The following is a 23,578-nucleotide window of genomic DNA, read 5'->3' as shown; positions in this document are numbered from 1 at the left end:
GAAAGGGAATGGCTGGCGGCTAGTTTTGTTCTGCTTTGCGGGGGCAGCGATCGCCGAGGCATTGGGCCAAGGTGGCTGGGTCGAACAGCACGGGTAAAAAGTGGATGCTGTTGACTTCGCGAAAGTAAAACAAAATGGGGACTGCGGGCCAATAAATCTCCCAATGATACCAGTCTGCATAGGGAAAGGTGCGGATTTGGGTCTGACCGCGATAGATTTCTAGGGCCGTGCTGGTAAAATGCAACCGCAGGGTAGCAGCTTGCACGCCTAAAAAAATAGCAAACGCGAAGATCGGGATAGCAGCCCAAAGGGAGAGGAACGCGAGGGGGAGGGAGGCGATCGCCAATCCCAACGGCAGCCGAAAGCTCGGTTCGAGTACGACGGTTTCGGTCGTTGCGACAGCAGGCGTGAAGGTCATAGGGTTTGCTCAGAACGCACTAGCTCTATTGTAAAGGGCTGAATCTCTGAAGCTGCTTTGGGGCTGAATTGAATCAGCGGCGATCGCAGTTTCTAACGATCGCAATCTCACGGGATAAACACTTTAGAACTAGCAATGGCAGACTTCGACCCCGAGCAGGAACAGCGCTTGACCTATTCCGAGCCGACCCCGCGCTGGCAATTTTGGATCGATCGCGGCGGCACCTTCACCGATGTCGTGGCCCGACGCCCTAACGGCGAAATCGTCGTCCACAAGCTCTTGTCCGAAAACCCCGATCGCTATCCCGACGCGCCGATTCAGGGGATTCGAGACGTGATGGGCATCCCTAGCGGCACCCCGATTCCGGCAGAGCAAATCGCGATGGTGAAGATGGGCACGACCGTCGCCACCAATGCATTGCTAGAGCGCAAGGGCGATCGCACGCTGTTGTTGATTACCAAAGGGTTTCGCGACGCGCTAAAAATCGGGTACCAAAATCGTCCCAACATTTTTGCCCGTCAGATCGTCCTGCCCGAACCCCTGTACGAGCAAGTCATCGAAGTGGAAGAACGCTACAGCGCTCGCGGGGAAGAACTCGTCCCGCTTAGGGTGAGCGACGCGCTGATTGCAGACTTGCGAGCGGCTTACGAAGCAGGCATTCGGTCCTGCGCGATCGTCTTTCTGCACGGCTACCGCTATCCCGATCGCGAGCGGCAAGTGGCGGCGCTGGCACGCGAGATGGGATTTACTCAAGTTTCGACATCGCACCAAGTCAGCCCCCTGATGAAGCTGATCGGTCGAGGCGATACCACCGTTGTAGACGCTTACCTCTCTCCGATCTTGCGCCGCTACGTGGATCGCGTCGCCGCTCAACTGTCACCGCCCTTAGAGTCATCCCCCGCCTGCAAGCTGATGTTCATGCAGTCCAACGGCGGACTGACCGACGCCCGCCAATTTCAAGGTAAAGACAGCATTTTATCCGGCCCGGCAGGCGGCATTGTCGGAGCGGCGAAGACCAGTGCCATGGCCGGATTCGATAAAATTATCGGCTTTGATATGGGCGGGACTTCCACCGATGTTTCCCACTTCAACGGCGAGTACGAACGCACGTTTGAAACCGAAGTAGCTGGCGTCCGCTTGCGAGCGCCGATGATGTCCATCCATACCGTCGCGGCAGGCGGCGGCTCGATCCTAGCCTTCGACGGTTCCCGCTACCGAGTCGGCCCCGAGTCGGCGGGGGCTTTTCCCGGTCCGGCTTGCTACCGTCAGGACGGCCCTCTCACGGTAACGGATTGCAATGTCTTAGTCGGCAAACTGCAAGCCGAGTTCTTCCCTGCGGTGTTTGGATCGGCAGGAAACCTGTCGCTGGATCCGGCCATCGTGCGGCAAAAATTTGCAGCGCTGGCCGTGCGGATTGGCGAAGACACTGACGACTTTCGCGCTCCAGAAGAAGTGGCAGAAGGGTTTTTAGCGATCGCCATCGACAAAATGGCCAACGCCATCAAAAAAATTTCCATTCAGCGCGGCTACGATGTCACGCAATATACGCTGTGCTGCTTTGGCGGCGCTGGAGGCCAGCATGCCTGCGCGATCGCAGAAGCCTTAGGAATGACTCGGATTTTCCTGCACCCCTATGCGGGCGTTCTATCCGCCTATGGCATCGGGCTGGCAGATTTGCGATCGATCGAAGAACGGGCCATCGAAGCGCCCTTGATTGCCGCAACCTTGCCGCAACTAGAGCAGGCGTTCGACGCGCTAACCCAGAACGGGCGAGCCGAACTGGTGGCGCAAGGTGTCGCCGCCGCTCGAATTCAAATGCTGCTGAGGGTCCATTTGCGCTACGAAGGCACCGATTCGGCCCTGATTGTGGCAATGGACGCGCTGGAGACGATGCGATCGCAGTTCGAGCGCGCCTACCGACAGCGCTATGGCTTTGTCATGGAGCACAAAGCCCTCATCGTGGAGGCCGTCTCTGTAGAAGTCGTCGGGCAGGCGGACGTGCCGACCGCCGCTGGTGCGACCTCAGCGCCGCTCGCATCCCCAAGAACGACCCCCTTGGAAGCCGCCGCAACCGTACCCCTCTACACCAAGGGTTGCTGGCACGATGCACCTGTTTACCATCGCCGCGATTTGAGGGTGGGCGATCGCATTGCGGGAGCGGCACTGATCGTCGAGCCGACGGGCACCAATGCGATCGAACCGGGGTGGGTTGCAGAAATAACGGATCGCGACGATCTCGTTTTAACCCGAATGCCAGATCGGCAAGCAGCTCCCGCGCGATCTGCTGTTCGGGCCAAACCCGATCCCGTTTTACTAGAGATCTTTAATAACCTACTCGGGGCAATTGCCGAAGAAATGGGGGTTACGCTCCAAAACACCAGCTACTCCGTCAACATTAAAGAGCGGCTCGATTTCTCCTGCGCGATCTTCGACCGACGCGGACAGTTGGTCGCCAACGCGCCTCACATCCCCGTCCATCTCGGTTCTATGGGCGAAAGCGTTCTGAGTTTGATTCGCGCCCGAGGCAATACTTTGAAACCTGGCGATGTCTACATCTCGAACAATCCGTACGATGGCGGAACGCATTTGCCGGATATTACGGCGATTACCCCCGTTTTCTCGCCCAGCGATCGCGTTCGTCCGCTGTTCTACGTCGCATCGCGCGGCCATCATGCCGACATTGGGGGGATTACGCCGGGTTCCATGCCGCCCCACAGCACCTCCATCGAGCAAGAGGGGATGCTCGTCGATAATTTTCACCTCGTAGATCGAGGCCAGTTTCGGGAATTGGAATTACTGCAATTGCTCGCATCCGGTCCTTATCCGGCGCGCAATCCCCAGCAAAATATTGCTGACCTGCAAGCCCAAATTGCCGCCAACGAACGCGGAGTCAAAGAACTCCTCCAAACGATCGATCGTTATGGCTTGGAGACGGTGCAAGCCTACATGCAGCACGTCCAGGACAACGCTGAAGAATCCGTGCGACGCGTCATTGCGGTTTTGAAAGATTGTCAGTTTACCTACCCGTTAGACGATGGCAGCCAGATCCGCGTCGAGATTTCAATTCATACGGGCGATCGCTCTGCTCGCATTGATTTTACGGGCACGTCGCCCCAGCAATCCACGAACCTAAACGCGCCGCTCGCCATTTGCAAAGCGGTCGTCCTCTACGTTTTCCGGACCTTACTCGACGCGGATATCCCCTTGAATGCGGGCTGTCTCAAGCCGCTCGAGATCGTCGTGCCGCCGGGTTGCCTGCTGAATCCGAACTATCCCGCTGCGGTTGTGGCAGGGAACGTGGAAACCTCTCAGGCGATCGCCAACGCGCTATACGGTGCCCTTGGGGTGATGGCTGCCTCCCAAGGCACGATGAATAATTTCACCTTTGGCAACGATCGATATCAATATTACGAAACCATATGCGGCGGTTCTGGGGCTGGAGCCACCTTTGACGGAACCGATGCCGTACAGACCCACATGACAAATTCGCGCCTTACGGATCCAGAAGTCTTGGAATGGCGGTTTCCCGTTCTGGTTAACTCGTTTGCGATCCGAGCCAATAGCGGTGGCAACGGACGCCATAGAGGCGGCAATGGCGTAGTCCGCCAAATTCAGTTTCGCGAAGCCATGACAGCAGCGATTCTGTCTGGACATCGGATTGTTCCCCCGTTTGGCTTGGCGGGGGGAGAAGCGGGTGCTGTGGGCCGAAACGTTGTAAAACGCCGCAATGGCGACACCGAACTGCTGGACGGCAGAGCCGAAGTCCAGATGCAGCCCGGCGATATATTTGCGATTGAAACGCCAGGAGGTGGAGGCTTCGGGCAACCGTTACCAGACTGTGATGGCGGAGGTGCAATTTGATGAATTCACGAGCATCGGGCTAGAAAGCAGCTCAAAACTTCTCGCCATGGCTATAATACTCCACATAGGTCTGTGCTTTGGTGGGGGCGATCGCCTTAGCTAATTTTGTTTAGTCAATATAAGCATTCTTAGTATCGCCATGCTGGAGAAAGATATGCAAAATCGACGCAATACAGAAGGTCGCAGCCTCTGCGGAGCAACTCGTATCTTAGCGAAGACAACGAGCGCAAAGGCTGGCGCGTGTCAATTCAAAAATAGCAATCGGCACTTCACACCTGTTGAATGAAATAAAAAATATGACAGGGGCAGAGGTCTGCGCTCGGGGTGCTTCTGCGACAGCATAAATATATAACCTAACGGAGTGGCAGAACTTTTCGCTCGGCGGTCGCGATCGCTCGCAATGGGATCGCAGCGCTTTGATCGTTCTGGCGTGCGGCTTTTTAGCTCGCATCGGACATCTCTTGGCAGGCGTTGAGCGGTTGCGGGCGAACGAGCCAAAGCTGAGCACATGACTCGATCGGTACGGCTCGCACTCTAGTTTGTCCGGGGATCGACATTCAGAGTTACCGACATAACACGGCGCATGCATCTGGTTTTATCGCAGATACGTTCGTCGGTATTTTTTAGAACTTCCGCTCGGTTTGGCGTTTGCGGATCGGCACCGATCCGGCATTCTCATCTCTTTAGTGTCTATACAGCTTCAAAAGGTTAAAACTGTTTCAGGTAAATAAATATTTCAATAATTTAGTGAGTAAATATCATGAATACGTCTCAATATATACATACATTCATCCTGCATGGGTTATGAATATTAGAAAGTCCCATCCCCCTATTTAGGTGGATGTTTCGTTTCATTGTCCGATCTATAAGTGAGTTCCGATCGCTATAGGTTTGTACGCACTTTCTGGAGTGATTAAAACAGGAGATGCTCTATGCCAAACTCGCACCCCGCTTCCTTATTTCCGAATAAAACGCAAGTTCTAACCATCCCCCATGAATTTGCTCTGTCGGGAACAAAGGTTTTATTGCGCAAAGAAGGAAACCGATTGATCGTTGATTCAATTCCTCCCGGTTCCCTTCTTTCCCTTCTGACTACGTTAGAAGACATTACAGATAATTTTGCTGACATAGATGAGGGACTGCTTCCCCTCGATGAAATTGTGCTTTAGGTGGATTCGATGGCGTATAAATTCCTGCTGGACACTAGCGTCTTGTCAGATCTGGTTCGGCATCCTCAAGGAGCGATTTTTCAGCGTATCGCTACCGTTGGAGAAGACCGGGTTTGCACTAGCATTATCGTGTCGTCCGAACTGCGATTTGAAGCTGTCAAAAGCGGTTCTGCCCGTCTGATCCAGCAACTGGAGCAAATCCTGGAAGTTCTCCCGGTGCTTGCCTTGGAACCACCCGTCGATCGCTACTATGCTGTGATTCGGACCCATTTGGAGCGGGCAGAAACCCCAATCGGACCGAACGATTTGCTGATTGCAGCGCATGCATTGGCCCTCGACCTAACGCTCGTCACTGCAAATACGAGTGAATTTGAGGAAATGCCTGGCTTGAGTTTGGAAAATTGGCCGATTTAAGTTGCCTCAGAAAAATAGAATTCCAGCCGTAGAAGCCTTCGCGTAGAACGGGCGACAAAATAGGACGTTGATATCTTTCGATCGTATCGTGCCGATCGTACTGACTATTTCGTTGACATCCTCATCCAAGCAACCTGACGGTATGATTGGAGATTCCTTGGGTCGCCCCAAAGATTTCCTGCTTCAGCGCTTGCCAACTAGACTGAGTGACCCCAGTCCCCGCCGCATCAACTCCACAGGCATTTTCGATTCCCCGTTGCCCACGGGTACATATCACTTGTGCTGCTGCAACATCTCTCGGCTTGGTTGACCCACACTCTAGACATTGACTGAGGCGAACACTCAAATCCTTTTTGACTCTGGCTCCACAATCAGGACATTCCTGACTGGTGCCATAAGCATCAACTTTGCCATAAAAGACATCTCGCTTGAAGCAAACCCAAGGCAAGATCTGGTTATTAAACTGACCTAACCCTGCATCTAAGGTGTGCTTGCCCAGCATCCCTTTAGCCATAATGCGGAAATCCAAATCTTCCACAAAAATCATGCCAGCTCCATCACACAAATGATGAGCCAGCTTAAAATGCCAGTCCTTGCGAGTATCGCCAATGTGTTGATGCTGCCTTGCAATCTTCCGGTTGAGCTTTTGTCGATTTGCAGACCCTGTTTGCTTCTTCTTGAGGCGACGTTGCAGCAATTTCAGCTTGCGCTGTTGCTCGTTAAAAAAGCGGGGACGCTTGACCTGCTCACCATCAGACGTTGAAAGAAAATACTCCAAGCCCACATCAATCCCGACTGGATGCCCCTGTTGCATCGTTGCCGGAATATCAAGGTTAGCTTGCAAACTCAACATGACAAAATACCCAGACGCCTTTCTGACGATCCGGGCTTGCTTGACCTGAAAAAGTTCAGGGATTTGGCGCGACCATCGAACCTTGACTAACCCAAGTTGAGGTAATTTGATTCCTTCTGAGTTGATGCAGTTTTGAAGCATCTGAGGAAATACAAATGACCGAGAACGGATCTGATTCTTGAACCGTGGAAATCCACGACCTTTAGACTTCATCTCCTCAAATGCTCTGTCCAAGCTTCTTAAAACTTGTTGAAGCATCTGAGCATTAACCGTCTTAAGTTCTGGACTTAATTCCTTTGCTACAGTTAGGCGTTTTGCCTGAACGTGGTAGTTAGGGAATGGCTCATCAGGAGCAAGAATGTACTCCTGATGGATTGAGCAAGCATTGATGGGAGACTTACGAGAACTCAGCCAGTCCTTGCGTTCCCGCAGGGCAAAATTCCAGACTTTGCGGCACACTGTTAAGGTGTGTTCAATCTCTGAAACCTGCTCAGCAGTCGGCTCTAGCTTAAATTTCCAAGTCATGTTTAGCATGTCTACATGCTAACATATTTCATGTAGATTTTATTTTGTCGCGACATTGAGCCGCTCAAAATACGCTCCGCTACACCCCCAACCAAGCTTTCAGCTATGGTTGGAGTACTGCGAAGTTTACGATAGAGTTTCTAATACTTGTTGGTGTTGTCTGGCCTGCTGGGTCAATGTCTGGCACTTCTCCTGAGATAGGGTTGGGGTTGAGCGATAAAGCTGAATCCATTCTCGCGCCATTGCCGATACATCTTCTGGGAAGTTTGCGAGATCCCAGCCCGGACAGTTAATTTCTTCGATGAGTCGTTGGACTTTGGGATCGTAGCTAATCCCAAAACATCGGCAGCCCTCTGCTGCTGCCATGATGAGGCCGTGCAGTCGCATGGCGATCGCCATGTCCGCCCCCTGGAATACTCCCTTTAGCTGTCGCGGATCGGTCAGTTGCACGATATGACTTATTTCAGTCAGTTGGGCGTGTAATGTCTGGGCGATCGCCAGATCTTGACTGTGTTGAAACGGTACTAGCACGATCGAGGCTCGGGTCTGTTCGTGCAGGATCTCAAGCGCCCGAGCAATATTGTCCAGACGGTCTGGGGTGAGAAGGGGGTGCGATCGCAGCACGACTGCGATGCGCGTGGTCGGGAGCGCCTCTCGTTCGGGCGTAGAAACGGTATCTAGCGCCCAGACGGGGTCGGGGGCGGCGATCGCTTTACAGTGCCAGCGATCGACCCACGCCATCGAGCCAGGGTCTCGAACGCTGATGGCGGTACAGCTTTTGAAGGCTTGCTTGGCAATCCACTGGGTTTGAGCGCGGTGCAGGGGACCAATACCCTGTGCCCAGGCGATCGTCTTTAAGCCCAGCAATCGAGCCGTTAACATGAGGCCGCAATAGTACCAGGGGCTGAGGGCACTCGTACTGTCTTGAATGAGGCTGCCGCCACCCCAAATAAAGACCTGAGAGCTGCGCAAGAGGTTAAAGACGGCGAGGAGATTGTTGCGATCGCAGGTAGCAACGCCGTGAAGGGCTTGGGTCTGGGCAGGGTTCCCGGACAGCACCACGGGCGAAATATGCTTTGGCAAAAACTGAAGCAGTGTCGCCAACAGCGCCTCGTCGCCGCCATTCCCGTAGCCGTAATACCCGCACAGAACTGCCCGCATAGTGTTCTCTATCGTAAAACCTGACTGCACTATACAGCGAACCGCCGCGATATCAGCTGCGATCGAGCATGTCCGTCGCCGAGAGTGTTCGAACGTATCGTTCTGCTGAAGCCGCCTCTAGTCTAATTTACGCTAGATGACGGCAGCCCTCAGGACGAACGCCAACCGTCAAAGCTCATTCAAAACAATCTTCTAGAAGTTGCTGAAATCCAGTGCAAACCCATCAGGTATTTCAACCAATGCGGATATGCTTAGAGAAAAAAGTAACTGCCCATGAAACAAGGGCAGCAATTGCGCCTGCCATCACGACAAGAATAACTAAGGCTGCGATCGCCCCTACAACAACGAGGACGCCATCCGCTTCGATTAACCCCAGGCTGATAGTCGCGATCGCGATTGCAGGCAGCATGTTCCCAAAGGGAATGGGCAAAGTGATGGCGATCGCGAGAACGAGAAACAGCAAGCCTAGGAATCGCTCGACCAGAGGAGTGGTGGCGAACTGCCAACGCGGACGAATAACCCGCTCGAACCGTTTCAGATACCGCAGAACCTGCTCGATAATTTTTTCGAGATCTTTGCGCTTAAAAGTACGATTTGCCAGCCACGGGGGGAGCCACGGGGATGAAAAGCCCAGCAACAATTGGGCTGAAAATACGATCAATGGTATACCAATCACTGCCGATACGCCCGCAATGGGTATCGGCAAAGCTTCCGGCAAGGCACAAATCAATAAGGTCGGGCCAAAAGCGCGGTTTCCCAAGCTGCGGACTAACTCTCCCAAGCGAATGGTTCTGCCAGGATGCTGCTGCAACAAATTCTGTAGCATCTCAGAAGCGTACAACTGACGCAAAGCATTTGTTTGAGAATATTCTTTTATCGATCTTGTCATTTTTCGATCCCTTCGATCGAGCGGTTCTGCGATCGGAAATCGCGAATCGATCCATACTTAAAGTTGGCTGGAACTAGCACAAAAACAATGTAATGCTTGCTACGCGTAATACTCATCAACTGAAATATACATTTGGGCAATGGCAGGATAGCCAAACTATTGATGTAGGAGCTGCACAAGTCCATCCAGAACGATCTGCCAGATACCCTAATGCTTCGGAATGAGTTTGAAATCCTACTGAAGTAGGATTTTTATTGATATGAAAATCTTTATCTTGATTATGCGCAGCGTAAAGTATTGAACGCAATAAAAACGCAACCGTTAAATCTTTAGATTTACTTTCATCTATCGGAATTCACCCGATCGTACGCGCATTTAGTTTTGCAAGAATTCATTCTTGTTGGCCCTCTTATTTTATATTCGCCCGCGATTCTGCAAGTCGAAATATTGAGTAAGGAGCGATCGACTGATGGATTAAAACAACTGCACGCTGGGTTGCATTGACGAGTTTCAATATTGTTCTCAATCGGGAGTCAGAAATATGCACGTAAAACGCTTACTTGCCGGATTAGCAGTTGGATTGGGGCTTGCAAGCTTAGGAGTAGGTTACGCTCGACAACGCGATTTTCGAGCAGACGCTCAAACCAATTCAATAACGGCGCAAACTCAAACGCAAGCTCCAGCGCGCGTACCTGACGTACCCTACGTACCCACTCCACGGGCAGTGGTCGATCGAATGTTGCAAATTGCGAATGTCAATCGCAACGATGTGGTCTATGACTTGGGCAGTGGGGATGGTCGAATTCCAATTGCAGCCGTTCGACAATACAATGCAAAACGAGCGGTCGGCGTCGATATCAATCCCGAGCGCATCCGCGAGGCCAATGAAAACGCTCGAAAAGCGAACGTGACCGATCGGGTTGAGTTTCGCCAGCAGGATTTATTTGAGACAGACCTGCGCGGCGCTTCTGTGGTCACGCTTTACCTATTGTCTAGCGTGAATCTGCGCCTGCGGCCCAAGCTATTGAGCGAGCTCAGACCCGGCACTCGTATTGTTTCCCATGCCTTTGATATGGGCGATTGGAAACCGGACCGAGTGGAGCGAGTGGCGGGAAGCACGATTTATTACTGGACCGTGCCAGAAAACGTACCTGCGAACCTAAAACAGTAATTTTCCGTTTGTCATGCCCTCATCTATTGCTAACGCTAATTCAACGGTAAGTAAGCCCCGCTGCTAGAATTCCCCAATTCGCTAATGCTGATGCAGCGTTGATTCTCAATTTGCTGAAGATAGCGCTTCTCTTGGTAGTAAAGCCGCTTGAGTTCGTCCAGTTCTTGAAAACATCGATTTTCTTCCGCCATCAACGCATCCGCTTCATCGGACGCCTCATCCAAGACCTGGGCGAGGTAGGCATCCAACATGGGTCGCTCTTCATATTCTCGGCTGGCTTCTTTTAGCGCGGCTTGGAGTAGCTCCAAAACGTGACGGCAGCGCTTCTCGCAGGCGATCCGTTCTAGCGTCGCCACCGCCGTGCGAATTGAAAGGGTAGGCCGGAGAATTTCAATCTCAGTGGCTTCATTGAGCTGCATCAGATGGTAGACCTGTTGCATCTCCTGAGCGTGCTGCGTGCAGAGATCCTGAAGCGCGTCCATTAAATCGATATCCGCCGGACTCGCGTCTAATTCTGGATGCGCGAGCTTTTCGATCGCCTCTGCAGGTCGCTCCTCAATACCCAAAACCTGCCGCCATAAAAACCGATGGTGGGAAAAAGTAAATTCCAAGTCCCGCTGCCGCAGGGCTTCTTTGACATCCTGACGGTGGTAGGGACAGTGCAGGTAAATCCGCAAAAGCTGGGCTTCCGCCGCCTCGCGCAGGCTGTAATCCGCAGGACGCTGCCACTTCTGCGATCGCCCATGCCAGCGCTGCCCCCGCACCTGCTGGCGCAGCGCATCTTCAATTTGTAGCGTTTGGCGCGCATCCCCTTGGCTCAGCCACTCCGCGCAGCGATGGATATAGTGCGTCCGCAAGGTGGCGTTGGGCAGCTTACCCAACAACTGCACCACCGTCTGGGTTGCCGCCTGAAACCGATCTGACTCTCGTAAATCCTTGCCCGCCAGCGCCGCCTGGATTTGCCAGTCCAGCCACAGGGGAGCCGCTTCTACCAACTGCTGATAGGCAGTATTAGAGCGCTCCTTGAGAAACTCGTCCGCATCCTTGCCGTTGGGTAAATTCAGAACCCGGAGCTGCACCTCGCCCCGCAGCGCTAAATCTTCAACCTCAGAAATCGCCCGCTCCGCTGCTTTTTGGCCCGCCTTGTCCGCATCGAAGTTGAGGATAATCTGCTTGGATTCGGTATAGCGCAAAAGCTGCCGAATTTGGGCCGAGGTCAGGGCCGTCCCCATGGACGCCACGGCATTGGCGATGCCCGCACCATGGAGTGCAATGACATCGAAATACCCCTCCACCACGATCGCCTTATCCTGTTTGACGATCGCCTTACGGGCCTTGTCCAGCCCAAACAAAATTTGTCCCTTATTGAACAAATCCGTCTCCGGCGAGTTGAGGTACTTGGGTTCTTCGTTGGTGAGGGTACGACTGCCAAAGCCCACAATCCGACTCTGCTGATCGTGGATGGGAATCATCAGGCGATCGCGGAATCTATCGTAATGGCCCTGCTGGTTTTGGCGCGGCACGATCAAGCCCGCTTTTTCGACCAGTTCAGCCGCTAGCCCCTTTCCGTCCACCAAAAACCGATAGAGGGTTTCCCACCCCCCCGGCGCGTAGCCCAACTGAAAATGCTGGAGGGTGTCTTCCGTGAGGCCGCGCTTTTGTACGACGTAGGCAAGGGCGTGCTGTCCGCTGGGTTGATGCAGAGAATGCTCGTAGAACTGGGCGGCGATCGCCATGACTTCATAGAGCTGCTCTTTGAGCGAAATCTGGCGCTGAAGCTCCTGACGCTCCTCCTGGGCTAAGGTTTGAACGGGAACCTGATAGCGCTGGGCGAGGTCTAGGACGACTTCGCTGAAGGACTGCTTGCGCAGCTCCATCAGGAACTTATAAACATTGCCCCCCGCCCCGCAACCAAAGCAGTAATAAAACTGTTTTTCAGGACTAACGCTAAAGCTGGGAGATTTGTCATCATGGAACGGGCAGGACCCGACAAATCCTCGGCCTTGCTTGCGCAACACCACGTGCTCCGCCACCACATCCACGATGTCGGCAGCCTGACGCACCTGTTCGATAGTTTCAGGGTGAAGGCGGGGGGAGGACATGACTAAAAATCGAGAGCCAGTTCTCGTAAAATCACTACAACAGTGTAGAGGGTAAATCTGTGGTTGTCAGACAGCACAGCACAAATCAAAAAAAACGCCTGAGGTGGTCTTATATTCTAGCCGGAGGCGCAGCAAGCCTGCTGCTCGCTGGCATGGGGCTGTGGATTGCCTATCCCACGCTGACTTACAAGGGGGTTCCGGTCCGCATTCTCGTCAGCTTTTTAGAGGATGCAGAAGCGCGGAGAGCTTACTTCGCGGGCGAAAAAACGGCGCTTCACGCTCGCCTCAAGGAGCTGGGGGTAGAAGAGCAGGTGAAGGACTTTTATCGCCCCCAATTTCAGGACGAACAGGCGTTGGACCTCTACATCCATCAGCTCCTGTACGAAAACACGGGATATGTGGGTGCTGCCTACGTGGTTGACGCCCAGGGGCAGCTCAAGCTGACGCCAACGCTGACGGCTGACTTTTGGCGCTGGTTTAATCTGGCAAAGCAGCTCCAGCTCGCGATCGACCAGGAGATGGATAACGGCGAACCTTACATCATCACGCCTCAGGGAAGCCGAATACCTTACACGACCATTTCGGCACTTTACCCCGTTGCCGATCTAGAAAAGTGGGCAGCGGCGATGCAGCCACTGCCTTAAACTCTGACCCCCGCACCGCCGCAAAAATCCGGCAAAGCCTCGAGTATAATGGCAAGAGCTAAGCTCAATCGCGCGCCAAGCGTTCGCCTCCATCCCCAGCGCAGATCGCTGCCCAGCAGATCCCATGCACGAGACAGACATGACCAAAGCGCTGATCCTCACGGTCAAGGACTGGTGGGAGTCCCAAACAGAACGGCCCACCATCTCCCAGGTCCATTTGACCGTAGGACAGTTTACATGCGTGGAGCCAGCGGGGTTGCAGTTTGCCTTCGACGCCCAAACCCACAATACTTTCCTAGCAGGCGCTCGGCTTGTCATTCAAGAAACACCGCTCATTGCCTTTTGCCATCGGTGCCAGCAAGAATACCGACCCGAGATGGGCATCCAGTATGCTTGTCCGACCTGTCAATCCCCCATGGATGACATCCGCTCCGGGCGAGAGCTTAAAATCGATCGTATAGAATATCGCGAGGCCGATCGTGCATCAAACCTTTGACGCGGCTTTAGGCATTAATTTACTCCACGTCAACCAAGAAGGGGCCGACCACAATCGCGCCCATTTCGACGCGTGGGGCATTACCTGCCTCAACCTCATGAGCAGTCCGGGTTCCGGGAAAACCGCATTGCTAGAGCGATCGCTCCCCACCCTCCGCCAGGAATTCAGAATTGCCATCATCGAAGGCGACATGACCACCGAACTGGATGCCGATCGCCTGCGCCAGCACGACGTTCCGGTCATTGCCATCAACACGGGACGCTCCTGCCACCTCGACTCCAAAATGGTCGCGGGCGGGATTCACCGCCTCGAGCGCGATTACAATCCGGTAGAGTTTGACTTGGTACTGGTGGAAAACGTCGGCAATTTGGTTTGCCCCGCTGAATTTGAAGTGGGCGAACATGCCAAAGTTGCCCTGCTCAGCGTCACCGAAGGAGAAGATAAACCGCTGAAATATCCCGTGATGTTTCAAGAAGCGGACTGTCTTCTGATTACTAAGCTAGATTTAGTTCCTTACCTCGACGTCGATGTGGATCGGATTATCGCCAACGTGCGTCAAATGAATGCCCGTGCCACCATTATTCCGGTCTCGGCCAAAACGGGAGAAGGCATAGAGGCGTGGCACGATTGGGTGCGATCGCAGCACTCAGCCAAGTCTGTCACAGGTCGATCGCAATCAAACGGCGCTGCATTGGCTGAAAGCCCTTGATGGCTGTGCATTATTTGATTTTTTTGTCATACCCATTGAGAGAAGTTTTTCGGCTTAAGTTGCGGCAAATCTGTAGCATAGAGTACAATTACTCATAGAAAAGGTCGATCTAGAAATAGCTTCCAGCGATTGGGAGCGAACGAGGTTTTATTGAACTCAGCGCGAACTGTGGGTTGAGGGAAGGTCGAACATAACTGACTTTTTATCGAGCCTGCGTGCTGTTGCTGACCGGGACTTTGGCATCAGCATTTTTGTCTTTCATTGGTCTGGGCGAGCGCGCGCCCTTTCGCCTCACCGTCATTCTCATCTTCTGCGGGGACATCATTAGATTATGAATATTCTTCGTCAATACACGATTACCGACCTTCAGGAAGAAGTTCGAGCTTTAGTATCGCGAGGTTTGGTCAATCGCCAGCAGCGTATTTACGAACTCAGCAGACATTTCAGCGATCGCCAGTGGCACAATGTCGAGCAGCTCTTGACAGAAAACAACTTTTTGCTGAGAGACCGGGTCATCGAGCTGGCCGGAAAAGAGGCCTGGATCAGCGATTAAACTCGAGCCAGCCGTCCGACCGTCCGCTCAATCTTTTCCGTTAGGTTGGGGTTTTTCGACGTTGGCCTCGCCCACGAGATAGGAGACAGCGTAAGGGTTATCCATCTTTTCGGATGCTTTTTTAAGCTCTAGCCCAATCACATTGCCATCGACGTCGTAGTCCAATACCAGTCCCGGCGCAATTTGGGCTGTTTCTTCGATGGTCATTTCCATAAAAGCAATTTGTAAAATATCTTTGTCCGGGTCGTAAACTACTTTCATGCCATGCTATGTCCTATGGTTCGTCGGCGGGTTGCTCGCGAGGTAAGGCGTGATGATGCCGTGACTTTTATCTCCCGATCGCAAGGTCTGACTCCGGTGCTCATCCTAGGCATAGATTGCGTAACTTAACTGCATCGTGGACCACAAAAAATCGACATCGGTTCAAATCGAAGATCTTTCTCAATTTTATCGAGCATCCTCGGATTTGAGATACAGGTCGTTGGCAAATGGGAAAGGCAAACTCGCATTTACGTTGAGAGATATAGTGTTGGGTAAATGCGGTGAGTCGTTGATTTATGCCGATGTCTGAAAGTCCGTTATCCGATGTTTCTTTGCCGCATTCTACAATTCGCCCGATCGGTGTTTATGCCTTGTCAGGGCTGGCGGCAGATGGCAACCATTTGCTCGCAGTGGATAGGGTGCGGGGATATCTGCTGCGGGTGGATCCCCACACCAACAACACGATCGTTCTGAATCCCCACCAAGTCGCAGACTGGGAGGGCGTGACGGGGTTATCGATTTGGCAAGATACGTTCTGGTTTGCGAGGGGGCAGGAGGTGTTTTGGTGCGATCGCCAAACGCTCGCGCCCACCCTTTTTACGCGATTGCCCTATCCGGTTGACGGGGTGGCCGTCTGGGAATCTACTGTATACGCGAGCTGTCAGAAATCCGGCTATATCCATGTTTTCGAGCAAACGACGGGAGAACCGATCCGGCGCTTCCCGCATCCTGGCGTGGGAACAGAAACATTGACGGTGTTTGAGGGTGACCTGTGGGTCTGCGATCGCGCCGAGCAGACGGTCTACTGCCTGGATCGGATCGCGGGAACCGTTCGGTTCAGCGCGCTGACCCCCTTTAGCGATCCGACGGGCATTGCATTTTACGCAGACGAGGAGGGGCAAGCGCCCCTTTGCTATATCTGCTATGCCGATGAAGAACCCTACATTCGGGATGACCCCAACGCAGAATTTCCTTACGAGCTGACGTTCCGCGATCGCACCTTCATCCATCCGCTCTACTTTCATTGGAATGCGGCGGGCCACTACACGCTTTCTAACGGGTATTTAGTGGAGCTGTCCTACGTCGAAGAACTGCTTCCCCTCGAAGCCGTCACGCTTAACAACGTCCAGTGGCGCATTGCATTGCCCTCCGATACGCTGCGGCAACGGATCCGCCACGTCGAACCGATCGGGCACGAGTTTGCGATTGAAGAACAAGAAGGACAGAAGGTTGCCGTCTTCCAATTCGATCGGGTGCAGCCCCATCAGGGCGGGTTACTGGGTTGGAAAGCCATCATCGAGATGTACGGTCTCAAGTATTCTCTATCTCCTGAAGATATCGATAGCAACCTGCCGCTTCCCCTGGAATTGCAGCAGCGCTATCTGGTCGATGACGACGACCTCGCGATGGATGCACCCGAGATTCGTCAAGCAGCAAAGGAGGCGGCGGGCACGGAAACGAACGTGCTGCGGAAGATGCTCAAAATTCGCAATTATGTCTACGATCGCCTCTCCTACGGCATTCAACCCAAGATCGATACCCCCGATGTCGCCCTAGCGCGCGGGATCGGCTCCTGCGGCGAATATGTAGGGGTTTTGCTGGCTTTAGCGCGTCTCAACGGGATTGCCTGTCGCACCATCGGACGCTACAAATGCCCCCAGCATCCCGAACTCCGTCATTTGCCTTTAGAGCCGGATTTCAACCACGTTTGGCTGGAGTTTTACGTTCCCGGCGTGGGCTGGCTGCCGATGGAGTCTAACGTGGACGATACGGTGGAACGCGGGCCTTATCCCGAACGATTTTTCATGGGGTTATCTTGGTACCACACGGAAATTGGCAAAGGAATTCCGTTTGCAAAAATGAAAGCCGATGACAAACCAGAGCACGTCTCTATGGGAGATTTAGCGATCAATCACATTCGCTTTAGGATACTGGAGGAGCTGGTTCCAGAGGGCGATCGCCCTTAGAGGATGTTTGAGAAATGCAAAATATCTTACACTCGCCCCCCTAACCCCCCAAACTTAGGGGGAAATAGCCTGAGATTTTGCACTTCTCCCACCAGAATTGGGGGGCCGGGGGGCTAATGCAGGGTGTTTTATATTTTTCTAGACATCCTCTTAGTTCAGTTAGATGGAATGCTATTTTTCAGCACGCTCGACCTACCCCTTCATTATCAATTGCAATATGTCTCATTCCTATTCCCTCATGATTCACGGCGGCGCGGGTGCCCTTGAAGATCTCAAACATGAAGCCAGCGAAGCAACCTTTCACCAGAGCATTACCGCAGTCTTAGAACGGGGCCGTCAACGTTTAGAGCGAGGATGCAGCGCTTTGGATGCGGTGGAATATTGCGTCACCCTCCTAGAAGACGACCCGCTTTACAACGCAGGTCGGGGTTCTGTCCTCAATGCTGAAGGCAAGGTGGAAATGGATGCGGCCCTCATGAACGGGAGCGATCTGCGGGCGGGGGCGGTAGCCTGCGTGAAACACATTAAAAACCCGATCGCCTTGGCGCGTCGCGTTTTAGATCGGGGCGAACACGTCCTGCTGGTGGGCGATGGAGCCTTAGCCTTTGCCCAATTCTGCGAAATGGAAACCTACCCGGACGATTATTTCATCACGGCAGCGCGCGTGCAGCAGCTGGCGGAAGCCCAAGCCGCCGGACGAATGACCTTAGACCACGAGCGCATTAAGCCGTCCCAAAAGCTGGGAACCGTAGGCGCAGTGGCAATGGATCTCCAGGGAAATCTCGCGGCGGCCACCTCAACGGGCGGGTTGGTCAACAAGCGTTGGGGGCGGGTTGGCGATACGCCTGTGGTGGGGGCCGGCGTGTTTGCAGATAATGAAACCTGCGCGGTTTCGGCGACGGGATACGGGGAACAGTTTTTGCGCACGGTTCTGGCAAAAACAATTTCTGATTTCGTGCAGTTTCGGGGAATGGATGCGGACGCTGCGGTGAAGGCGGGGATCGAGTATTTAGTCAGAAAGGTGAATGGAGATGGCGGGGCGATCGCGATCGATGGGGCGGGGAACTGTGCTGCGGCCCAGTCAACGTCTGGCCTCATTCGCGGGTGGATCGAGCGGGGTGGAGAAGCGCATTGTAAATTGGGGTAATCGCTCTCTCTTTTCGTTCTCGACGACGCGCGCCCTTTCGCAACAACACCTTTCACAGGACTTTTCACAGGACTAGAATGTAGGGTAAATGTACCCCCAAGCAATCCCCTTTTAGCTGTGCGATGCCATTTATGCCTACGCTCAAAACTCAATCCCCAAACTCTAAAGACGATACCGCCCATCTCACTGCATCCTGGAAAATAAAGTTGCTCTACGACGGTCAATGCCCGCTGTGTTTGAGAGAAGTGAATTTCTTGACGCGGAAAGATGCAGGCCGGGGTATCGTTGCCTTTGTCGATATCGCCGACCTCGACTACCGTCCCTCAGACCACGGCGGCGTCGAATTTGCAGAGGCCATGGGGCGCATTCATGCCGTCTTGCCCGATGGCACAGTCATTCGCGACGTGGAGGTCTTCCGGCGAGTGTATGAAGCGCTGGGTATGGGTTGGATCTATGCCGCAACTCAGTGGCCGATCGTCCGCCCTATTGCGAACAAGCTATACGACCTATGGGCAAGTTGGCGCTTAGCTTTGACGGGCAGGCCCAATTTGGAAACCCTTCTATCAGAGCGCCAAACGCGTCTTAACCAGGGCGAGGGCGGAAGATGCAGGTCAATTCCTAAGGAAGGGGACGAGATTTACCGTCGCGATTGAATTTCAGAAATCTGGAATAGCACTAGGGATCGATGGGAAAGGTGGCCTGCTCGTCTATGCAAATGCAATCTCTGCCCTCCTCTTTCGCCTGATACAGTGCTCGATCTGCGGGCGCGACGAGCGTTTCTAAAGAGAGTTCTGGTTGAGGCACCATCGAAGAAATGCCCAGACTTAAAGTCAAGCAATTGCTGACGGAGGATTTGGCATGGGGTAGAATACCCACTTCAACCTCGACTTCCAACGGTCTGTTGCGCCTCTCCCCCTCAAGCGTTTCTAGCTACCATCAGAGTATCGCCCCATTCCGTCGCCCCATTCCGTCGAGGTTGCCATGACCAATCGCCTTGCCGCTTCTCAAAGCCTCTACCTGCGCAAACATGCAGAGAATCCCATCGATTGGTATCCGTGGGGCGAAGAAGCCCTAGAAGCAGCAAGCCGCGACAACAAACCGATTTTCTTGTCCGTCGGATACTCCAGCTGCCACTGGTGCACGGTTATGGAGGGGGAAGCTTTCTCCGATGACGCGATCGCCCTCTACCTGAACGAACATTTCATCCCGATCAAAGTGGATCGCGAAGAACGTCCCGACCTCGACAGTATCTACATGTCGGCGCTTCAAGCCATGACGGGACAGGGCGGTTGGCCGATGAATTTGTTTTTAACGCCCAGAGACTTAGTGCCGTTTTATGGGGGGACCTATTTCCCCATCGACCCGCGCTACGGCAGACCTGGATTTTTAGAAGTGCTCAAAGCCCTCCGTCAGTTTTTCGAGACCGAACCCTCAACGCTGATCCAGCAAAACCAGAAGCTCATGGCGTTTTTGCAAAATACGACGGTATTGCAATCTGCCGAAACGTTAAATCCAGCATTGCTGGCCCTGGGGCTGGAGGCCAGTACGGCCATCATGGCCCGTCCGGCTTCCGCACCCAGTTTCCCCATGATGCCCTATGCCCTGCTGGCGCTCCAGGGCGAGCGCCTCCTGCCCCCCACCAATGCCCCCTCCCCAGCGCTCCGATGCGGGTTGGACTTGGCCCTAGGCGGCATCTTCGACCACGTTGGCGGAGGATTCCATCGCTATACCGTCGATGCCAGTTGGACGGTGCCCCACTTTGAAAAAATGCTCTACGACAACGGCCAGATCGTCGAGTTTTTGGCCGATCTCTGGAGCGCGGGACATCGCGAACCCAGCTTCGAACGGGCGATCGCCCTCACCGCTCGATGGCTCGCCCGCGAAATGACCGCACCGGAGGGCTACTTCTACGCCGCTCAGGATGCCGATACCTTCGTTCGGCTTACCGATGTCGAACCCGAGGAGGGCCGCTTTTACGTATGGCAGCACTCGGAACTGGAATCCTTGCTGAAACCGGATGAGTGGGAAGCGCTCAAAGCCACCTTCGACCTTCAGCCCAACGGCAACTTCGAGCAGGGATCGATCGTACTCCAGCGCCAGCAGCCCGGAGCGTTGAGCGAGCTGACAGAAGGGGCGATCGCCAAACTCTTTCAGGTGCGCTACGGAGCGTTGCCCGATCGCCTGACGGCCTTCCCGCCCGCCCGCAACAATGCAGAAGCCAAACAAACCGACTGGCCCGGTCGGATCCCGCCCGTGACGGATACCAAGGCGATCGTGTCCTGGAACAGCCTGATGATTTCGGGACTGGCCAGGGCCGCTGCGGTCTTTTCCGAACCCGCCTACCTCGCGACCGCAACCGCCGCCGCGCAGTTTATTCTAGACCGACACTGGGTGGGCGGACGCCTGCACCGCCTTTATTACGAAGGGCAACCTGCTATTCCCGCTCAATCCGAAGACTACGCTTTTTTCATTAAGGCGCTCTTGGATTTACATCAGGCCAGTTTGGCCGTCGATACCGCCGAAGCCGCTGAAGCTTGGTTGACCGCCGCTTTGGCAACTCAGGCAGAATTCGACAGTTACCTTTGGGCCGTTGAAGGCGGCGGTTACTTCAATGCCTCCAGAGATGTCGCCCCAGAACTCATCCTGCGGGAGCGCAGCTGGATGGATAGCGCGACCCCTTCTGCAAATGGAGTGGCGATCGCCAACCTCATCCGCCTCGCCTTTTTGCAAGAAGACCTGACCCTGTTGGACCGAGCCGAGCAGGCGCTCAAAACCTTCAGTTCCGCCATGCAGTCTTCTCCTCCTGCCTGCCCCAGCCTCTTTGCAGCGCTGGATTGGTATGCCAACGCCACCGTCATCCGCAGCAGTCGCGATCGCATCCGGGAGTGGATGGCGCGGTTCTACTGGCCCGTGGCCCTATATACCATCGACCCCCAACTACCAGAACGGGCGATGGGACTGGTCTGCAAGGGATTGACCTGTCTCCCCATCGCCGATACGGAATCCGCCTTTTTACAACAGGTCAACGCTACCCAATCTCGGAGTCGGCCTCACAGTTGAGGTCGAATTGCGCGTTGGGGTTGGCAGATTCCAACGGTGCGGCTTCGGTCAAATGTTCGAGTTCGCGATGGACGGGCATTGTCACGTTTGGCAAACACGCACCCTTGAGACCGCGCTTGATGCGCTCAGCCGTCTCGGTGGAAAGTACGAACAGCGGATAAGGTTTGTCAGCACCTTCGCTAAAAATGTGTTGGTGCTGGAGCGGCATTTCCCAACTGTAGCCGCGACTGAGCAGCACCTGGGTTTCGCGCCAGCGGCGCAGCAGATCGGATAGATCTTCAGCAGGACGGTGGATGAAGACGAAGATTTCAACCTCCGTTTTGATTTGCCATTCCGGATCGCACATCAGAAGGGCTAAGTCGCAGGGGAGCGCGATCAGCTCGTTTGGGCTGTCGTAATTGGGGTTGGAACCCTGGAGGGGTTGGCGCTGTCGCACTTTCACGATCGGCAGCGGAATGGTAATGATGCTCTCTCCAGACCGACGAATGCTAGGAATTTTTTCAAAATAAGGACGATGGTGCCGCAGTAGCTCGACGGCCCGGTAATGGTGGCTAAAGGCAGCCAACAACTCTTCATAGTGGTCTTGAAGGACAGACATCATAAGAACCTGAAGCAATCAATTTGAGCTACTGTTTCAGTTGTACCCCTTTTTCCCTAAAATCTTTCGCTTGCAATGACCTTTGCCGAAAAACTCGATGCCGCCATTCAGCGCAATGCCAGCTTGCTGTGTCTCGGCTTAGACCCCAACCCCGAAATGCTTCCCCCTCCGGGCAACCCGCCTTCCAATTCGCTCGAGCGCGCGCTCGGGAATTGGTTGAAAGCCGTTATAGAGCGAACCAAAACGCTGGTTTGTGCCTATAAGCCGAGTCTTGGGTTTTACTTGGCATTGGGAACAGAGGGTTTGGAGCTGCTCGCGGAGGTTTTAAGCTGCATTCCTTCGGATATCCCCATCATTTTGGATGCGAAGCACGGCGACCTAAACACCGCATCTCAACTCTCTAAAACGTTTTTCGAGCGGTGGCGGGTGGATGCCGTCACCGTCAACCCCTACGTCGGTCAAGAAAGCGTGACTCCCTTTCTACTCTTCCCCGACCGAGCGGTGTTCGTGCTAACCCATACCTCCAATCCTTCCGCCGAAGCAATTCAGTCTTACCCTACGCCAGATATGCCCCTATATTTAGAGGTCGTCAAGGCCGTTCGAGGCTGGGGCAGTGCCGATCGGTTGGGATTGGAGGTAGGAACCGCAGCTCCATCGGTGTTGAGACAGATTAGGGCGATCGCCCCCGAACGCACCATCCTCGCCCGCAGTATCTGGTCTGAATCCACCGACCTCAAAGCCATCCTAGAAGCGGGACTCAACCAAACCGGAACGGGATTGCTCCTGCCCGTCCCTCAAGACTGGTTGGGGCAACCCGATCTAGCGCAGCGCGTGGGGGCGCTCCGGCAAGACATCAGCACTCTGCGCGAGCAGCTCAGCCAAGGTCCGTCCATCTGCGAGCTATTGCCCCAACGCCAGCAACCGTCGCTCGATCTTCACCAAGCGCTGATCGTCCAGCTCTTTGACATTGGCTGCCTGATGTTTGGCAACTACGTCCAAGCCTCTGGGGCGGTCTTTCCCTACTACATCGACCTCCGACGCATTATTTCCAACCCCCAACTATTTCATCAGGTGCTGGAAGCCTATGCCGTGTTGAGCGCGCCGCTCGAGTTCGACCGGATCGCGGGGATTCCCTACGGTTCTTTGCCAACCGCGACGGGTCTATCGCTCAAGCTCAACCGCCCCATGATTTATCCGCGCAAAGAAGTGAAAGCTCACGGCACTCGCCGCTTGGTGGAAGGTCACTTTGAATCGGGAGAAACGGCCTTGGTCATCGATGACGTCCTGATTACGGGTAAAAGCGTCCTTGAAGGCATCCAGAAGCTCGAAACATCGGGCCTGCGCGTTTCTGACATCGTCGTTTTGATCGACCACGAGGGCGGCGTGCGGGATAAAATGCGGGCGCAGGGCTACCAAGCCCATGCCGTATTTACGCTCTCAGAAATTTCTCGGACGCTTTACGAAACCCAGCGGATTACGGAGGCGCAGTATGGGGCGATCGCGTAGCACCGATCCAAGAACTGCCACTTTTCCTTCTGAAGGCTGAGAATTGATTCGAGAAACCTATCTTCTCCCTCTAT

At 54.1% G+C, this 23,578-nt stretch carries 21 protein-coding genes; 13 read left to right on the top strand and 8 right to left on the bottom strand.

Going from position 1 to position 23,578, the window contains the following annotated elements; translation table 11 throughout:
- Positions 1–19 precede the first annotated feature (19 nt).
- Positions 20–418, bottom strand: a complete 399-nt coding sequence (locus tag R6H26_RS22770; RefSeq protein WP_404785799.1) for a DUF3119 family protein — start codon at positions 416–418, stop codon at positions 20–22.
- 135 nt (positions 419–553) lie between these two features.
- Here R6H26_RS22770 and R6H26_RS22765 point away from each other — a divergent pair, with 135 nt between their 5' ends.
- The 3 genes from R6H26_RS22765 (at position 554) to R6H26_RS22755 (ending at position 5,862) form a co-directional block, all read left to right on the top strand.
- A complete protein-coding gene (locus tag R6H26_RS22765; RefSeq protein WP_404785798.1) occupies positions 554–4,279 on the top strand; it encodes a hydantoinase B/oxoprolinase family protein in 3,726 nt (1,241 codons plus the stop codon).
- A gap of 932 nt (positions 4,280–5,211) precedes the next feature.
- Positions 5,212–5,448: a hypothetical protein gene (locus R6H26_RS22760; RefSeq protein ID WP_404785796.1), complete on the top strand. Its 237-nt coding sequence runs from the start codon at positions 5,212–5,214 to the stop codon at positions 5,446–5,448.
- A gap of 9 nt (positions 5,449–5,457) precedes the next feature.
- Positions 5,458–5,862: a PIN domain-containing protein gene (locus R6H26_RS22755; protein ID WP_404785794.1), complete on the top strand. Its 405-nt coding sequence runs from the start codon at positions 5,458–5,460 to the stop codon at positions 5,860–5,862.
- Positions 5,863–5,983: 121 nt separating this feature from the next.
- On the opposite strand, the gene R6H26_RS22750 is transcribed toward R6H26_RS22755, so the two are convergent.
- From R6H26_RS22750 to R6H26_RS22740, 3 genes are all read right to left on the bottom strand, one after another.
- Positions 5,984–7,240, bottom strand: a complete 1,257-nt coding sequence (locus tag R6H26_RS22750) for an RNA-guided endonuclease InsQ/TnpB family protein (RefSeq protein WP_404785793.1) — start codon at positions 7,238–7,240, stop codon at positions 5,984–5,986.
- Between the two features lie 126 nt (positions 7,241–7,366).
- Positions 7,367–8,401, bottom strand: a complete 1,035-nt coding sequence (gene csaB, locus R6H26_RS22745; protein ID WP_404785791.1) for a polysaccharide pyruvyl transferase CsaB — start codon at positions 8,399–8,401, stop codon at positions 7,367–7,369.
- 232 nt (positions 8,402–8,633) lie between these two features.
- The gene (locus R6H26_RS22740) at positions 8,634–9,290 is read right to left on the bottom strand and encodes an exopolysaccharide biosynthesis protein (protein ID WP_404785790.1); all 657 of its coding nucleotides are present in this window, start codon (positions 9,288–9,290) and stop codon (positions 8,634–8,636) included.
- 541 nt (positions 9,291–9,831) lie between these two features.
- Here R6H26_RS22740 and R6H26_RS22735 point away from each other — a divergent pair.
- Positions 9,832–10,461: an SAM-dependent methyltransferase gene (locus tag R6H26_RS22735; protein ID WP_404785788.1), complete on the top strand. Its 630-nt coding sequence runs from the start codon at positions 9,832–9,834 to the stop codon at positions 10,459–10,461.
- 35 nt (positions 10,462–10,496) lie between these two features.
- Here the strand turns inward: R6H26_RS22735 and dnaG are convergent, their stop codons facing one another.
- Positions 10,497–12,563, bottom strand: coding sequence for a DNA primase (gene dnaG, locus R6H26_RS22730; RefSeq protein WP_404785786.1), 2,067 nt, complete (start codon positions 12,561–12,563; stop codon positions 10,497–10,499).
- Positions 12,564–12,622: 59 nt separating this feature from the next.
- Between dnaG and R6H26_RS22725 the strand changes: the two genes are divergently transcribed.
- The 4 genes from R6H26_RS22725 to R6H26_RS22710 all read left to right on the top strand — a co-directional run bounded on the left by R6H26_RS22725 (position 12,623) and on the right by R6H26_RS22710 (position 14,965).
- Entirely contained in the window at positions 12,623–13,207 is a 585-nt protein-coding gene (locus R6H26_RS22725; RefSeq protein ID WP_404785784.1) for a hypothetical protein, read from the top strand.
- A gap of 124 nt (positions 13,208–13,331) precedes the next feature.
- Positions 13,332–13,703 (top strand): hydrogenase maturation nickel metallochaperone HypA, encoded by a 372-nt coding sequence (gene hypA / locus R6H26_RS22720; RefSeq protein ID WP_404785783.1) that lies wholly within the window; start codon positions 13,332–13,334, stop codon positions 13,701–13,703.
- On the top strand, positions 13,687–14,412 hold the full coding sequence (gene hypB / locus R6H26_RS22715) for a hydrogenase nickel incorporation protein HypB (RefSeq protein WP_404785782.1): 726 nt from the start codon (positions 13,687–13,689) through the stop codon (positions 14,410–14,412). Before hypA ends, hypB begins: the two co-directional genes overlap by 17 nt.
- A 331-nt stretch (positions 14,413–14,743) precedes the next feature.
- On the top strand, positions 14,744–14,965 hold the full coding sequence (locus R6H26_RS22710) for a DUF4327 family protein (RefSeq protein WP_404785781.1): 222 nt from the start codon (positions 14,744–14,746) through the stop codon (positions 14,963–14,965).
- Positions 14,966–14,992: 27 nt separating this feature from the next.
- On the opposite strand, the gene R6H26_RS22705 is transcribed toward R6H26_RS22710, so the two are convergent.
- On the bottom strand, positions 14,993–15,226 hold the full coding sequence (locus R6H26_RS22705) for a DUF2283 domain-containing protein (RefSeq protein WP_404785780.1): 234 nt from the start codon (positions 15,224–15,226) through the stop codon (positions 14,993–14,995).
- Between the two features lie 302 nt (positions 15,227–15,528).
- On the opposite strand from R6H26_RS22705, the gene R6H26_RS22700 reads away from it, so the two are divergent.
- The 3 genes from R6H26_RS22700 (at position 15,529) to R6H26_RS22690 (ending at position 18,993) form a co-directional block, all read left to right on the top strand.
- Positions 15,529–17,193 carry a transglutaminase domain-containing protein gene (locus R6H26_RS22700; protein ID WP_404785779.1) on the top strand — a complete coding sequence of 555 codons (1,665 nt, stop codon included), beginning with the start codon at positions 15,529–15,531 and terminating at the stop codon, positions 17,191–17,193.
- A 217-nt stretch (positions 17,194–17,410) separates the two neighbouring features.
- Positions 17,411–18,340 carry an isoaspartyl peptidase/L-asparaginase family protein gene (locus R6H26_RS22695; RefSeq protein ID WP_404785777.1) on the top strand — a complete coding sequence of 310 codons (930 nt, stop codon included), beginning with the start codon at positions 17,411–17,413 and terminating at the stop codon, positions 18,338–18,340.
- 131 nt (positions 18,341–18,471) lie between these two features.
- Positions 18,472–18,993, top strand: coding sequence for a thiol-disulfide oxidoreductase DCC family protein (locus R6H26_RS22690; RefSeq protein WP_404785775.1), 522 nt, complete (start codon positions 18,472–18,474; stop codon positions 18,991–18,993).
- A 22-nt stretch (positions 18,994–19,015) separates the two neighbouring features.
- Here the strand turns inward: R6H26_RS22690 and R6H26_RS22685 are convergent, their stop codons facing one another.
- A complete protein-coding gene (locus tag R6H26_RS22685; protein ID WP_404785773.1) occupies positions 19,016–19,234 on the bottom strand; it encodes a diguanylate cyclase domain-containing protein in 219 nt (72 codons plus the stop codon).
- Between the two features lie 87 nt (positions 19,235–19,321).
- Here R6H26_RS22685 and R6H26_RS22680 point away from each other — a divergent pair, with 87 nt between their 5' ends.
- Complete coding sequence (locus R6H26_RS22680; RefSeq protein WP_404785771.1) at positions 19,322–21,400, top strand: thioredoxin domain-containing protein; 2,079 nt, start codon at positions 19,322–19,324, stop codon at positions 21,398–21,400.
- Here R6H26_RS22680 and R6H26_RS22675 read toward each other — a convergent pair.
- Positions 21,369–22,001, bottom strand: a complete 633-nt coding sequence (locus R6H26_RS22675) for a hypothetical protein (protein WP_404785770.1) — start codon at positions 21,999–22,001, stop codon at positions 21,369–21,371. The genes R6H26_RS22680 and R6H26_RS22675 overlap by 32 nt on opposite strands.
- 72 nt (positions 22,002–22,073) lie before the next feature.
- Here R6H26_RS22675 and R6H26_RS22670 point away from each other — a divergent pair, with 72 nt between their 5' ends.
- The gene (locus tag R6H26_RS22670) at positions 22,074–23,504 is read left to right on the top strand and encodes a bifunctional orotidine-5'-phosphate decarboxylase/orotate phosphoribosyltransferase (RefSeq protein ID WP_404785769.1); all 1,431 of its coding nucleotides are present in this window, start codon (positions 22,074–22,076) and stop codon (positions 23,502–23,504) included.
- Positions 23,505–23,578 lie beyond the last annotated feature (74 nt).

This window comes from Altericista sp. CCNU0014, from assembly GCF_044923475.1.
Taxonomy (GTDB): Bacteria; Cyanobacteriota; Cyanobacteriia; order Thermosynechococcales; family Thermosynechococcaceae; genus JAAURS01.
The sequence above is the reverse complement of the archived record's forward strand: the minus strand, read 5'-3'. Positions and strand labels throughout refer to the sequence as shown.